This is a genomic window from Natronohydrobacter thiooxidans, from assembly GCF_001884735.1.
Taxonomy (GTDB): domain Bacteria; phylum Pseudomonadota; class Alphaproteobacteria; order Rhodobacterales; family Rhodobacteraceae; genus Roseinatronobacter; species Roseinatronobacter thiooxidans_A.
This window is the reverse complement of record NZ_MJAP01000033.1, coordinates 53,419-66,083: the sequence shown is the minus strand read 5'-3', so window position 1 is coordinate 66,083 and position 12,665 is coordinate 53,419. Positions and strand designations below refer to the sequence as shown.

At 65.5% G+C, this 12,665-nt stretch carries 12 protein-coding genes; 3 read left to right on the top strand and 9 right to left on the bottom strand.

Features of this window, described 5'->3' with window-relative positions; all coding sequences use genetic code 11:
• Nucleotides 1–79: 79 nt before the first annotated feature.
• From BG457_RS14205 to BG457_RS14185, 5 genes are all read right to left on the bottom strand, one after another.
• Nucleotides 80–604, bottom strand: a complete 525-nt coding sequence (locus BG457_RS14205) for a DUF3035 domain-containing protein (RefSeq protein WP_071797842.1) — start codon at nt 602–604, stop codon at nt 80–82.
• Nucleotides 605–709: 105 nt separating this feature from the next.
• A complete protein-coding gene (gene lspA / locus BG457_RS14200; protein WP_071797841.1) occupies nt 710–1,189 on the bottom strand; it encodes a signal peptidase II in 480 nt (159 codons plus the stop codon).
• Nucleotides 1,190–1,194: 5 nt separating this feature from the next.
• The gene (purH, locus tag BG457_RS14195) at nt 1,195–2,784 is read right to left on the bottom strand and encodes a bifunctional phosphoribosylaminoimidazolecarboxamide formyltransferase/IMP cyclohydrolase (RefSeq protein WP_071797840.1); all 1,590 of its coding nucleotides are present in this window, start codon (nt 2,782–2,784) and stop codon (nt 1,195–1,197) included.
• Between the two features lie 18 nt (nt 2,785–2,802).
• Nucleotides 2,803–4,548 carry a heparinase II/III family protein gene (locus BG457_RS14190; protein ID WP_071797839.1) on the bottom strand — a complete coding sequence of 582 codons (1,746 nt, stop codon included), beginning with the start codon at nt 4,546–4,548 and terminating at the stop codon, nt 2,803–2,805.
• A gap of 119 nt (nt 4,549–4,667) precedes the next feature.
• Complete coding sequence (locus BG457_RS14185) at nt 4,668–5,939, bottom strand: RsmB/NOP family class I SAM-dependent RNA methyltransferase (protein WP_245771008.1); 1,272 nt, start codon at nt 5,937–5,939, stop codon at nt 4,668–4,670.
• Nucleotides 5,940–6,005: 66 nt separating this feature from the next.
• Here BG457_RS14185 and BG457_RS14180 point away from each other — a divergent pair, with 66 nt between their 5' ends.
• Nucleotides 6,006–6,215, top strand: a complete 210-nt coding sequence (locus BG457_RS14180; RefSeq protein WP_071798009.1) for a DUF1674 domain-containing protein — start codon at nt 6,006–6,008, stop codon at nt 6,213–6,215.
• 125 nt (nt 6,216–6,340) lie between these two features.
• On the opposite strand, the gene BG457_RS14175 is transcribed toward BG457_RS14180, so the two are convergent.
• From BG457_RS14175 to BG457_RS14160, 4 genes are all read right to left on the bottom strand, one after another.
• A complete protein-coding gene (locus tag BG457_RS14175; protein WP_071797837.1) occupies nt 6,341–7,168 on the bottom strand; it encodes an MBL fold metallo-hydrolase in 828 nt (275 codons plus the stop codon).
• Nucleotides 7,169–7,567: 399 nt separating this feature from the next.
• A complete protein-coding gene (locus tag BG457_RS14170) occupies nt 7,568–8,626 on the bottom strand; it encodes a M48 family metallopeptidase (RefSeq protein ID WP_175546805.1) in 1,059 nt (352 codons plus the stop codon).
• Between the two features lie 13 nt (nt 8,627–8,639).
• Nucleotides 8,640–9,695 (bottom strand): YjgN family protein, encoded by a 1,056-nt coding sequence (locus BG457_RS14165; RefSeq protein WP_084657648.1) that lies wholly within the window; start codon nt 9,693–9,695, stop codon nt 8,640–8,642.
• 149 nt (nt 9,696–9,844) lie between these two features.
• Nucleotides 9,845–10,147 carry a DUF6476 family protein gene (locus BG457_RS14160; protein ID WP_071797835.1) on the bottom strand — a complete coding sequence of 101 codons (303 nt, stop codon included), beginning with the start codon at nt 10,145–10,147 and terminating at the stop codon, nt 9,845–9,847.
• On the opposite strand from BG457_RS14160, the gene BG457_RS14155 reads away from it, so the two are divergent.
• Together BG457_RS14155 and rpoH are read left to right on the top strand one after the other, a co-directional pair.
• Complete coding sequence (locus BG457_RS14155; protein WP_071797834.1) at nt 10,146–11,201, top strand: RluA family pseudouridine synthase; 1,056 nt, start codon at nt 10,146–10,148, stop codon at nt 11,199–11,201. The two genes, BG457_RS14160 and BG457_RS14155, sit on opposite strands and share 2 nt — an antisense overlap.
• 125 nt (nt 11,202–11,326) lie before the next feature.
• Nucleotides 11,327–12,223 (top strand): RNA polymerase sigma factor RpoH, encoded by an 897-nt coding sequence (gene rpoH, locus BG457_RS14150; protein ID WP_071797833.1) that lies wholly within the window; start codon nt 11,327–11,329, stop codon nt 12,221–12,223.
• Nucleotides 12,224–12,665: the final 442 nt, after the last annotated feature.

Below are 12,665 nucleotides of genomic sequence, written 5' to 3'. Positions count from 1 at the left end.
GCTACCGTCTTCACGAGGGGATTCAAGCCCGCCCACGCAAGCGTGAGCGGGTTCGGGCGTTATTCCACAGTGATTGTGATCACTCGGCAGGCGGCGGGGCCGTCGGTGTCCGCACCCCGGCGCGGCGCCAGCGTTCGAGTTCAGCATATTTGTCAAGCCACATATGCTGATAGGCATTGTGATAGACATTCACCGCGAAAATGCGCTCCAAGAGCCGCCCGCGATTGCGCTGGCGATGCGCCAGATCCTCGGCGGCCAGCTGCTCGCGAATCCCGGCCTCGCGCCCGAAGCGGCTGGCATGGTTGACGATACCGCCATCCACGGCACCGGGGGCCATTGCCACTGCCGGATTGCCGCCCAGCGCGCGGGCGATATCGGCCTCTGGCTGCGGATCGACCCGGTTCACCCCACCGGGATTGGGCGTCGGCAATTCGGTCAGGCTGGGGGGCATTTCAAGCGGGCGTGTGGGCAGGATCGAAAACTCGTCCGGGCCGCGGGTTTCGCTGCCGGCATGCATCAGGATCGGGTTATCCGCGTCCGAGCAGGCCCCGAGCGTCAGGGTTGCAACGCCCAAAGCGGCGAAGATCACCTGTCTGACTGCCATCTGGACCCCCTTTGTCAACTCGTCCGGCGCCTTGGTCTTAGCCTATTCCTCTGGCCGCGTCACGCCCTGCTGTCATCTTTTCAAACCGCCCCGAATCCGGTGGCGCTAGCTGTTCCGGTGATTGCTCCTGCGCCCCGAAAACAGGATCAGCACAAAGGCCCCGGCAAAAATCGCAGCATCTGCAATGTTGAAAGAATACGGATTTCTGAACCCGCAACAAGACATGTTGATGAAATCCGCCACCGCCCCCCAGCGGATGCGGTCGATCACATTGCCCAGCGCGCCGCCGATCAGAAGCCCCGCGCCGATCTGCATCATCCGGCTGGCCCCGTCGCGCCGGACCCAGGCCCAGACCACGACGCAGATCACCAGCGCCAGCGCGATCAGAAACCAGCGCATCACATCGCTGTCGGAGCCGAACAGACCGAAATTGATGCCCTGATTCCAGGCCATCGCGAAGACCAGATAGGGGTCAAACACCGGGATATAGAGGCGCTGATCGAGCGCCATGCGCTCGATCACCCACCACTTGCTGGCCTGATCGACGATTAGGGTCAGCGCCAATGTTCCGGTTGCGATCCGCATGGCGCTCAGTGCCGGAAATGACGCTGGCCGGTAAAGACCATCGCCAGCCCCGCCGCATCTGCCGCCGCGATCACCTCGTCATCGCGCATCGAGCCACCGGGCTGGATGATGGCTGTCGCCCCGGCTTCGGCCGCGGCCAGCAGCCCGTCCGAGAAGGGGAAGAACGCGTCCGACGCCACGACCGAGCCTTGCGTCAACGGCGCGGACAGTTCCAGCACTTCGGCCATGTCGCGTGCTTTCTGCGCCGCGATCCGGGTCGAATCGATCCGGCTCATCTGGCCCGCGCCCACGCCCACGGTTGCCCCATCCTTCACATAGACGATGGCATTGGATTTCACGTGCTTTGCGACCTTCCACGCGAACAGCAGATCGGCCAGTTCGGCCTCGGTCGGCGCGCGTTTCGTCACCACGCGCAGATCATCCGCCGTGATCATGCCATTATCGCGGTCCTGCACCAGAAACCCGCCCGAGACCTGCTTGAAGGCCAGCCCGCGACTTGCCGGATTGGCGAGGCCGGGCGTCGTCAGCAGGCGCAGGTTCTTCTTGCTCTGGAAATGCGCGATGGCGTCATGCGTAGCACCCGGCGCGATCACGACTTCGGTGAATATCTCGGTAATCGCCTGGGCGGTTTCCAGATCCAGCGGGCCATTCACCGCGATAATGCCACCGAAAGCCGAGGTGCGGTCGCAGTCATAGGCGCGCTGGTAGGCTTCGGCCAGCGTCGCGCCGCGCGCCACACCGCAGGGATTGGCGTGTTTGATGATCGCGCAGGCCGGGCCGTCGGAAGGCAGGAATTCAGAGACCAGCTCAAAGGCCGCATCCGTGTCGTTGATGTTGTTGTAGCTCAGTTCCTTGCCCTGATGCTGGGTCGCAGTCGCCACACCGGGCCGGTCCGAGCCATCGCGGTAGAAGGCCGCGGCCTGATGCGGGTTCTCACCATAGCGCAGGGTCTGGGCAATCGTTCCGGCAAAGGCCCGTCTGCGCGGGGCCGCTTCGGAAATCGCGCCCGCCATCCAGGTCGAGACCGCCGCATCATAGGCCGCCGTGCGCGCATAGGCGCGCTGCGCCTGACGCTGGCGGAAAGCCAGCCGCGTCTTGCCGTCCTGCGCATCAAGTTCCGACAGTAGCGGCAGGTAATCCTCGGGATCCGTGACCACGGTAACGAAAGCATGGTTCTTGGCGGCGGCGCGAATCATCGCAGGTCCGCCAATGTCGATATTCTCGATGGCCTCGGCATAATCCGCGCCGCGCGCGACCGTCGCCTCGAACGGATAGAGGTTCACCACCAGCAGATCGATCGCCTTGATCTCATGCGCCTGCATCGCGCCCATATGCGCCTCGTCATCGCGCAGCGCCAGCAGCCCGCCATGTACACCCGGATGCAGCGTCTTGACGCGGCCATCCATCATTTCAGGAAAACCTGTCAGATCCGACACATCCTGCACGCGCAGCCCGGCTTCGCGCAGCGCGCGGGCAGTGCCACCGGTCGAGACAAGCTCGACCTTGCGCGCGGCCAGTGCCTTGGCCAGATCGATCAGGCCGGTCTTGTCGGACACGGACAGCAACGCGCGGCGCAAGGGGGCAAGGTCAGTCATGGGTCATCCTCGGATCATTTAGAGTTGCGGCACGGCCAGCGGGTTGTCCTGTTCCAGATCGCGCAGCGCGGTCGGTGTCTCCTGCGCCTTGGCCATGCTCCAGTTGATCTGCGTCGTATCCTCCAGCGCGCGCAAGGACAACACGATCTGTTGGCTGGGGCGCGGTTTCAGGCGGCCTTTTTCCAGATAGACCGACGGGGCCAGCGTCAGATCCAGCCCTTCGGCGCGGAACACCCAGATCTCACCCGAACGCAGGGCCACCGACACGGCGGTGCCATTCATGTCGAGCGAGGCTTCGGCCTCGGGATGCAGATGAAAACGCAGCGCGAAGGGCACCCCTGCCCCGCCGCTGCGCGCCAGCACGTCACGGAACCGGTGCTTGTCGGCCTTGGTCATGGCGACCAGCGTATCGGCGCCACTCAGCACCCGCCCGTCCGCAGAGAGATCGAGATAGCGCAGATGCTCCAGCCCGTGGCTGGCGAGATAGCCGTCATGCGACAGCGCAACCGCGCGCTTGTGGGGCGCATGGCGCAACTCGACGCCAACATGGCGCGGGCCTTCGGCCAGTTCGGGCCGCGCCTTGGACCGGGCCGCGAAACGCGACGAGGAATAGCCCTCGAAGGCCAGAGTGGAATGCGAGGCAGTGGCACGGCTGGCGCGGTGCCAATCCGCCCCGAAACTGCGCCCGTCGCCGCAGGACACGATCACCGGGCGGCGATTCGAACTCAGTTCAAACGCCAGGGTCGAGGCATGGGCCGACCCGGCCGCCGCGCGGATCGGCGGGGGCGCCGCATCTATGATCACCGTGCAGCGCCCTGCGGCCAGACGCAGATAGCCCATCGCGCGCTCCCCCACCGGGCCAAGCCGCTGCGTGCAAAGGCGGTCATGGATGACCAGCGCTTCGGCCAGCGCGCCCTCGGTGCCGCGCCCGCCGCCGTGAAAGCGCGCAAGCCCGCCATCGGCATGGCGCAGCACCCGCAGGCTGCCCGCGATCCGGTCAAGCTGGTCCAGCAGCGCCTTGGGGGGCGTCTGGCCCTGATCGGCCAGCGCCTGTGCCGCCCAGCCAAGCAGTTCGAAAACCTGCAGCAATTCTTCGGGGTTGCGCGTGGCGATACCGCCATCCTTGTCGATCAGCGCCTCGCTGGCCGCGACCATATGGCGGGTGACGAAAGGCACGGTGCCCGACAGCCCCTCCAACGCCAGCGCGGCATAGAGATGGCCCACCTGCGCCTCGATCCGGGGCAGACCGGGTGCTGCGCGCGCGGCGCGGCGGGCAAGATAATCGGCATGCAGCCCGATACTGTGCAACAGGCGCGTCTGGTCCTGGGCCGCCATCCCTTGCAGCAGAAACAGCGCATGCGCGATCATGCGGATCACCCGCCGCCCGGCAAGCCCCGGCACCCAGCCCGGCCCGGCCCCGCGCCCATAACGTGTGATCCAGTCCAGCACGCCCGATTGCGCCAGTGCGCGTGCCCTGGCATCGCCCACAACCGCCAGATGGTCCAGCCATTCAAACCCGTGCAAGGCATCCACGGCTTCCGCGCTCCGCGCGCTGAAGGGTATGCGGCCCGGCGCCTCGATCAACTCACCCGCGATCAGGAAATTCCCCGCGATCATCTGCCGCCCACGCGCATAATGCCCGACCATGCGCGGCTCGGGATTCGAGACCAGCACCGAGGGCGCAATCCGTACCGCGCGCCAGCGCACCAGAAGCCGGTCGATCAGCCGGACAGGTGTGGTTCCGCTGGAGCTTGGCTCGGTCACTTAGGCGGCGCCTCTCGCAGAGATGAGACCGCGTTCATCTTGCGGTCGGTGCATTCCAGATACCTATATCTGGCCAGCCGGGCAAGGATTCGGCGCGCGTAGCGGATCAGGCGCGGCACTCAGGCCACATGCGCGAGCATGGCCATGAAAAACCCGTCCATTCCGCCGCGCTCTGCCCAGAAATCGGGCCTTGTGCGCAATCCGCCCTGCACCTGCGCCTCGGGGGGCAGGCCGGGCAGGTCAAGGGGCAAAAGCCGCGCGCTGTGGCGCTCAAGGGCGCTTGCGATCTGCTCTTCCCCCTCGGAGGGGAGAAGCGAGCAGGTGCAATAGACCACGCGCCCGCCGGGTCTGAGCAGGCCCTGTGCCGGGTCCAGCACGCGGTCCAGAAGCGCGGCTTGCAGGGATTGCAGCGCCTTCACCTCGTCGCGCGCGCGGATCAGCGGCAATTCGGGGTGGCGGCGGATTGTGCCAGTGGCCGAACAGGGCGCGTCCAGCAGGATCGCGTCAAAGGGCTGATCCGGCTGCCATGTCAGCGCATCCTCGGTCACAAGATCCGCCGCAAGGCCGGTGCGGGTCAGGTTCTCGCGCAGCCGCGCCATACGCGCCGCCGAAATATCGAGCGCCGTCACCTGCGCCCCCCGTGCCGCAAGCTGCATCGTCTTGCCGCCGGGTGCCGCGCAAAGGTCGAGCACGCGCAACCCGGCCACATCCCCCAGCAATTGCACCGGCATTGCGGCGGCGGCGTCCTGCACCCAGAATGCGCCGTCAGTGTATCCGGGCAGCGCCGAAATCTGCCGGGGATCGTGCAGACGCAGGCTGCCGGTCGGCAGCATCTCGCCCTCCAGCCCTGCAGGGATTCCAGCTTTCAGCGTCAGATCGACCGGAGCGGGGTGCTGATGCGCCGCTTCAATCGCCTGCGTGAGTTTCGCGCCATAGGCGTTCTGCAACGCGCCGCGCAGCCAGTCGGGCAGACGCGGCACCGGGGTGGCGTCCCAGCCCCCCACCTCGGCAACCTGCCGCAAAACGGCGTTCACCAGCCCGGCGAGTTTCGGAAATTCCTCGCGCCGCACCAGTTCCACAGCGTCATTGATCACCCCATGCGCCGGGGCACCAAGACCCAGCATCTCGACCACCGCCAGCCGCAGCACCCAGAGGACCGGCTCGGGCGGGGTCTTGCGCATGGCACGGCGCAGCAGCGTATCGGCCCGGCCATGCTGGCGGAATGTCTCGACGGCCAGACGCTGCGCGCGGGCGCGGGCCTCGGGGGGCAGGTCGCGGAAGCTTTCGGGCGGACGTGGCAGCACTTCGCCAAGCCCCATGCGCGTGCCGATCACGCTGGCGATCAGGTCTATGGCCGCCATGCGCGGCGCGAGAGAGGGGCTTTTGGGCATTGCAGTTCTTGTCCTGTGGTGCTGGCGCGGTATATCACGGACCAGCCAGAGGCAAGGAAAAGCGCCATGAGTGAGCCATCAGACACCCCGCCCCAAAGCGAAGAGACCCGCCGCGCCGCCCTGCCCGCCGCGGCCCGCCGGGCGCTGGAAGAGGCCGATGCGCGCCGCGCGGCAGAGGGGCAAGAGCCGCGCCCGGTCGAGCTTGGCGGGCGCAAGGGGCCGGAACCTGTGCGCTATGGCGATTGGGAAAAGAAGGGCATCGCGGTCGATTTCTGAACGCGGGCGGCTGGAATGAGGCGCCGCAGTCGGGCGTAGGATAAGCGGAGCCTCGTCAGGCGCGTTGCTTTGACCGACCTGTGACTGATCCCCCTTTCCCCCGATGGGATCTGGATGCCGGGCGATTAACGGCCCGGCTCCAGCGCGTAGCCCGCGCCCTTGCGCGTCACCCGGTTGAAGGCCGGCTGCAGGAAATGCCCGCCGGTGAAGAGCGTGCCGTCGCTGGCCAGTTGATCCAGCAGGCGCTTGCGGGTGAGGCGGGCGGTTGCCATGTCGATATCGAAGCTGATCCCCACTTCGGGGTCGGGGATCTGCAGCGCGGGGGCGTGGACGATATCGCCGACATGGATCAGGCTCGCGCCGTCACTGTCCAGCCGCCAGCCGGAATGCCCCGGCGTGTGCCCCGGCAACGCGAAGCCGCTCAGCCCCGGCGCGGCCTCCTGCCCCTCCGACAGGATCTCCAGCCGGTCGCCATAGGCGGCCAGCACCGCCTGCGCCAGTTTCGCCCAATCGGCGATGCCCGAGAGCGCCCCGGTAAAATTCGCATCTTCCGACCAGAAGGCGCGGTCCGCCTGCGCCACATGCAGCGTGGCATTGGGAAAGACCGCCTGCCCGTCAGAAGTGATCATGCCCGCCACATGGTCCGGGTGCAGATGGGTGGCCAGAAGCGTGTCCACCTCTTCGGGTTTGACGCCCAGTTCCGCCAGCCCCTCGGGCAGAAAGCCGCAAGTCGGGCCGAAGAGATCGCGTGGCCCTGCATCGGCGAGGATCACGCGCCCCCCGTTGCGGATCAGGACCGCGTTGAAATTCGTCTCGATGGGCGCATCGCCGCGCAGGGCGTCGATATGGGATTCGGAGGTTTCAGGAAACAGATCGGGGGTAAAGGTCACCGCCCCATCCGTGATGATGCTGACCTGCGCGGTGCCGAGTGTTGTGGTGACTGTGCGTGCCATAGGCGATCCTCCCTGTTTGGGTGCAAGAAAGCCAGTTTTCGCCCCCAGACACAACCTTCCACTGCGCAATAAGTCATTGGGGATGAGGGCTGCGGAATGGGACAAAGGGGACGGCCCTGAATACACCCCCAGCGGGCGCAGGTTCGGTCCGGGATTGCACCGCCGCGCGGCGCCCAACCGCGGGTGGGCGCTCCTGCCGGTTCTGGCTGGCAGTTTATGGTGCGGCAAATTCGGGCGGTATCGAGACGCGCGACGGTGAAAAGCGCCCGCCCAGTGGGGCGGTCGGGCGCTGCGCGGCGGCCTGCGGCCTTGATTCCGCGCGGGGCTTCTGAATGATCACCAGCAATGCGCTCAAACCGGTCACTGGATGTCCTCGCTCCTGCGCAGACAGCCCCCCGGCTACCGGGCGGGAAGCGCCGCAATCTGCGCCCGAATCGCTGCCACGCGTTCATCATGCGGCGGATGGGTGCTGCCCCAGGACGGCATCGGATCCACCAGCCCCATCTCGGTCAGATGCTCGAAAAACCGGATCATGCCTTCGGGGTCAAAGCCCGCGCGATGGGTGATCTCGACGGCAAAAGCATCGGCCTCGAATTCATGCTCGCGCGAATAGGCCAGTTGCAGCAGCAGGTTGCCTTCGAGCAGGATCGCTTCAAGGACCGGGCCGGTTTCGCCCGCCAGAAACCCCACCAGCGTGGCAATCCCCAGCGCGCGGTAGATCTGACGCAGGCTGTGACGATGGGTGACATGGCCGATCTCATGGCCCATGACGCCCGCCACCATGTCGGGATCATCGGCTAGCCGCACCAGATCATCGGTCAGGATGACCGTGCCGCCGGGCATGGCGAAAGCGTTCGGTCCGATCGGGCCAGAGCGGAATTCCAGCCGCAGGGGGGTATGCGCCTCGGAAGCGGCGAGAGCCTCGGCAAGACGGACGAAATCCGCCTGCAGCCGGGCTTGCTCGGCCGCGTCCAGCGTCGTCGGCTGCAACATCACACGGTCGAACACCGCCAATGTCTGATCATCAATCACACGGGCGAATTGCGGCGGCGTGATCCAGACCGCAGCACTGACCAGCAGCGCCAGCCCGTAGCGCCAGACCACGAAAGCGGCCAGCAGTGTCAGGGCGACAAAACCGATCAAACGCGGGCGGAAAGCTTCGGCCCCGTGCAACCCCTTGGCGCCGCGCGAGGGGTTGAGCGCATCCAGCGCGGCATGCTCGCTGGTCTCGAAGAGCGCGCCATCGGGCAAGGTGACCCGACGCGGCGCGCGCCCGATCGGGGTCTCGAAGCGCAGTTGCGCCAGATCGCCCGAGGCCCGCACCGTCTCGCTGTCATCTGTCACCGTGAACTGCCCCGGTGCCGTGTACAGCACCGCGTCGATCATGCGCGAGCTTCCCGGCAGCATCAGCTTGCCGGAAATCCTTGCGCGCGCGGGGAGTGTCAGATCTCTGGACAAAAGCACATCCCGTTCAAACTGGCAGCCCGACGTCGATGGCCTCCAGATCCGTATAGGCATCGCCGAATGCGCCACCTTCGGGAATGATATCTCCGATGAAATCATCCAGATCACCATTCACGATCACTTCAGTCTGATCCGCCAGATAGCGCGCCATGCGCACCTTGGCCCAGGGCAGCATCAGCCCCAGCGTCAGGATGATCGCCAGCGCATTGGTCAGGGAAATCCAGACATAGCGCGGAATAGAGACTGTCGAGCGCAACCGGTGCCCGCCCTCGATCCATGTCGCCCCGAACAGGATATTGCGGATGATCGCGGCATAGACGATCCCCGCGATGACGAAAGCCGCAATCACCCCGATATAGGCCTGCACGATCAGCATCATATTGCCCAGAAGAAAGGCGTCATTCTCCAGCAGGCGAATGTCACTGACCAGCGCCAGCAGGACCGGCAGCGCGCTGGCAAGGCTCAGCGCCAGCACGATCAGCACGATCCCGAGAAAGGCGAAAAAGGCGCCGTAAAATTGTCCGATCCCGGCATCCAGCGTGAAGCGCGACTGGCCAAGGCTGTGATGGCCGATGGCATATTTGCGCCGCGCGCGATCCACGAAAGGCCAGGCCAGAAACAGCGTGAAGATCACCAGAAACGGATAGAGCAGATAGACCAGAAACGCGCCCCCGGTCTTGCCATGGAAATTGAAGCGCACATTCGACCAGGATGTAACCCGCGCATTGAAACGCAGCGAGCGCACCAGAAGCCAGGGAAAGACAAAGATAAACGCTACCATGACCACGGCCAGCGCGATGGGAACCAGCGCCAGGATCTGCACGGCAATAAAGCCAAGGACGATGATGATGCGTCCGATCAGGATCTGCCCGCCCGTGGCGTGATAGTCAAACCGCCGCCCGCCAATCTCGGTATTCTGGTAGAAATACTTGTTGGTGCGCACCTTGGCCCAGGCCGAGTAGATGCCCAGGGTGACAATCGACAGCAGCAGATTGACAATCCAGATGCCAAAATACTCTCTGGCCGTGCCGTGAAACTTTACGGGAAATTGGGTTTTGTCCATGTCCTAGTCCTTGCTTTGCAATGAAAAGATTCGAAATCTCGCCGCGCTAGGTGACAGAAGCGCATGGCACAATCAAGAAGATGTTATAATGGCCCTGCAGCACGCAAGGGTTGCGGCCCTGCCCCGCATCCGGTCGCGATGCCGCGCCCTCACTCCACCGCAAGCGTGATGCGATGACGCAGCCTGCCGCTGGCACGGTCATAAAACAGCGCCTCCCCTTCCTGCGTCACCACGATGACCCAGCGCTCGGAGAGGGTCATCGCCTCGACCCGCGCCCCTTCGGGCAAGGACACGCTGTCGGGCAGCGCCAGTGGAGCCGGTGCCAGCCCCAGACGGGTGACAAGCAGGCCGACAATGACTATCAGGCCCAGAATCATCACGCTTGTCAGCACCACGACCAGCCGCTTGATCAGGCGGACTTCGGGGGGCGGCAGATCCGGGGGCATCGTCATGTCTGAGGCACCTTTCAGCGAAATCACGGTCATCATCGGGCCAGAGCCCCCTGCCCGGCTTGATAAGGCGCTTGCGCGCGATGTGCCAGAGGGGCTGGGCCTGTCCCGCTCGCGCCTGTCGAGGCTGATCGAGGAAGGCGCGGTCCTGCGCGCGGGCGCGGCACTGACTGACCCGCGCGCGAAAGTCGCCGAAGGCGATGCGCTGGTGATCCGCATACGCGAAGCGGCCCCGGTCGAGACCCGCGCGCAGGAGATCGCGCTCGAAATCGTCTGGGAGGATGCGGATCTGATCGTGCTGAACAAGCCTGCGGGCATGGTCGTGCACCCGGCCCCCGGCAGCCCCGATCAGACGCTGGTCAATGCGCTGTTGCACCATTGCGGCGACAGCCTGTCAGGCATTGGCGGCGAGAAACGCCCCGGCATCGTGCACCGGATCGACAAGGAAACCTCGGGGCTGCTGGTGGTGGCGAAATCGGATCGCGCGCATCAGGGGCTGGCCGCGCAATTCGAGGCCCATAGCGTCATGCGCCGTTATTTGGCGGTCTGCTACGGGGTGCCGGACGCCAATGACCCGCGCCTGCGCGGCGTGAAGGGCACGAGTTTCGAGCAGGGCAATATCCTGAAAATCCAGAGCCAGCTGGCCCGCAGCAAAAGCGACCGGCAGAAACAGGCGGTGGTCTGGCAAAATGGCCGCCATGCCGTGACCCGCGCGCGGGTGATCGAGGCTTTCGGCACGCCCCCTGCCGTGGCGCTGCTGGAATGCTGGCTGGAGACCGGGCGCACGCATCAGATCCGGGTGCATCTGGCGCATGCAGGCCATGGGCTGGTCGGTGATCCGGTCTATGGCGGGCGGCGGAAACTTTCGGAACGCGCGCTCGGGGCCGCAGGCGTGGCCGCCTGCGCGGGTTTCACGCGGCAGGCGCTGCATGCGGCGACGCTGGGTTTTGTCCATCCGGTGACGGGCGCGGCGCTCGATTTCGCAGCCCCCCTGCCCACGGATATGGCCGGGCTGGTGGACAGTCTGCGCGGATCACAGCGCGACACAATCGAGTGAGGCCTGCGGCGGAAACCCGATGCTCTGCGTATAGAGAGTGTTAGGAAAACAATGCTAAGGCAGGGTTGCAGGCGCAGGATCGCGTTCCTATCTGCAAATGTCGGCCCTTTGGACAGGATGTTTTTATGAGCAGCTATGCCAATCTTCCAGCCCCCAGCCCCGAACAGGGTCTGAACCGCTATATGCAGGAAATCCGCCGCTTCCCCATGCTGGAACCGGAAGAGGAATTCATGCTGGCCAAGCGCTGGGTCGACCATCAGGACACGGATGCCGCGCATAAGCTGGTGACATCGCATCTGCGCCTCGCCGCCAAGATCGCGATGGGCTATCGCGGCTACGGCCTGCCGCAGGCCGAGGTGATCTCGGAAGCCAATGTCGGGCTGATGCAGGCGGTCAAACGCTTTGACCCGGACAAGGGATTCCGGCTGGCCACCTATGCGATGTGGTGGATCCGGGCATCGATTCAGGAATATATCCTGCGGTCCTGGTCTCTGGTGAAACTGGGCACGACCAGCGCGCAGAAAAAGCTGTTCTTCAACCTGCGCAAGGCGAAATCCAAGCTTGGCGCGCTGGAAGAGGGCGATATGCGCCCGGAAAATGTGGCCCGGATCGCACGGGATCTGAATGTGACCGAGGATGAGGTCATCTCGATGAACCGCCGCCTCTCGGGCAGCGATTCCTCGCTCAATGCCACGATGGGCAGCGAGGAAGGCGCGTCAAGCTGGCAGGACTGGCTCGAAGACGAGGATGCCGATCAGGCCGCCGATTACGCCGAACGCGACGAGCTGGAACTGCGCCGCGAATTGCTGATGGAAGCGATGGATGTGCTCAATGAGCGCGAGCGCGACGTGCTGACCCAGCGCCGCCTGAGCGACGAGCCAGTGACGCTGGAAGATCTGTCGCAGCGCTATGATGTGAGCCGCGAGCGGATCCGCCAGATCGAGGTCCGCGCCTTCGAGAAGCTGCAGGGCCGGATGCGCACATTGGCGCGCGAAAAGGGCATGGTGGTGCCGGTCAACTGACGGGCAAGGCGCAACCCGGGTTTTCGGGTGCGCCCCGCACGCGCGAGGGGCGAGCCATGCGTAAGCTGCGCAGAGGGGAACGACTCCGGTGCGCCCCGCGCGCGCGGGGGGCGCACCGCTTCATGCAGTCCCTGCGCCACTGGCAGACCTCGTGTCCCGCACGCGCGGGAGCAATCTCATGGCTTGTCCTTTCCGAATGGCGTGTTGGGTGTGCCCCGCACGCGCGCAGGGGCGATCCCACGCGATCTATAGCGCGGCGCTACAGCATGGCGTGCCCGCGCGCGCGGGCGCGATCATGTGCGGGCTGACGGGACGATTGTGCGGTCAGTGGCCTACCCGCGCGCACGGGGGCGCTGCGCATCGTCAGGCTTGAGTGGTTTCGCCATTCACTCCCGCACGCGCGGGGGGGCGATTCAACGGCGTGGCCCCCCCGAGCCTTCCG

What these genes read in the sequence shown, in the direction of transcription:
- BG457_RS14205 (WP_071797842.1), bottom strand. Translation starts at nt 604, where the DNA reads ATGGCAGTCAGACAGGTGATCTTCGCCGCTTTGGGCGTTGCAACCCTG.
- lspA (WP_071797841.1), bottom strand. Translation starts at nt 1,189, where the DNA reads ATGCGGATCGCAACCGGAACATTGGCGCTGACCCTAATCGTCGATCAG.
- purH (WP_071797840.1), bottom strand. Translation starts at nt 2,784, where the DNA reads ATGACTGACCTTGCCCCCTTGCGCCGCGCGTTGCTGTCCGTGTCCGAC.
- BG457_RS14185 (WP_245771008.1), bottom strand. Translation starts at nt 5,939, where the DNA reads ATGCCCAAAAGCCCCTCTCTCGCGCCGCGCATGGCGGCCATAGACCTG.
- BG457_RS14180 (WP_071798009.1), top strand. Translation starts at nt 6,006, where the DNA reads ATGAGTGAGCCATCAGACACCCCGCCCCAAAGCGAAGAGACCCGCCGC.
- BG457_RS14175 (WP_071797837.1), bottom strand. Translation starts at nt 7,168, where the DNA reads ATGGCACGCACAGTCACCACAACACTCGGCACCGCGCAGGTCAGCATC.
- BG457_RS14165 (WP_084657648.1), bottom strand. Translation starts at nt 9,695, where the DNA reads ATGGACAAAACCCAATTTCCCGTAAAGTTTCACGGCACGGCCAGAGAG.
- BG457_RS14155 (WP_071797834.1), top strand. Translation starts at nt 10,146, where the DNA reads ATGTCTGAGGCACCTTTCAGCGAAATCACGGTCATCATCGGGCCAGAG.
- BG457_RS14160 (WP_071797835.1), bottom strand. Translation starts at nt 10,147, where the DNA reads ATGACGATGCCCCCGGATCTGCCGCCCCCCGAAGTCCGCCTGATCAAG.
- rpoH (WP_071797833.1), top strand. Translation starts at nt 11,327, where the DNA reads ATGAGCAGCTATGCCAATCTTCCAGCCCCCAGCCCCGAACAGGGTCTG.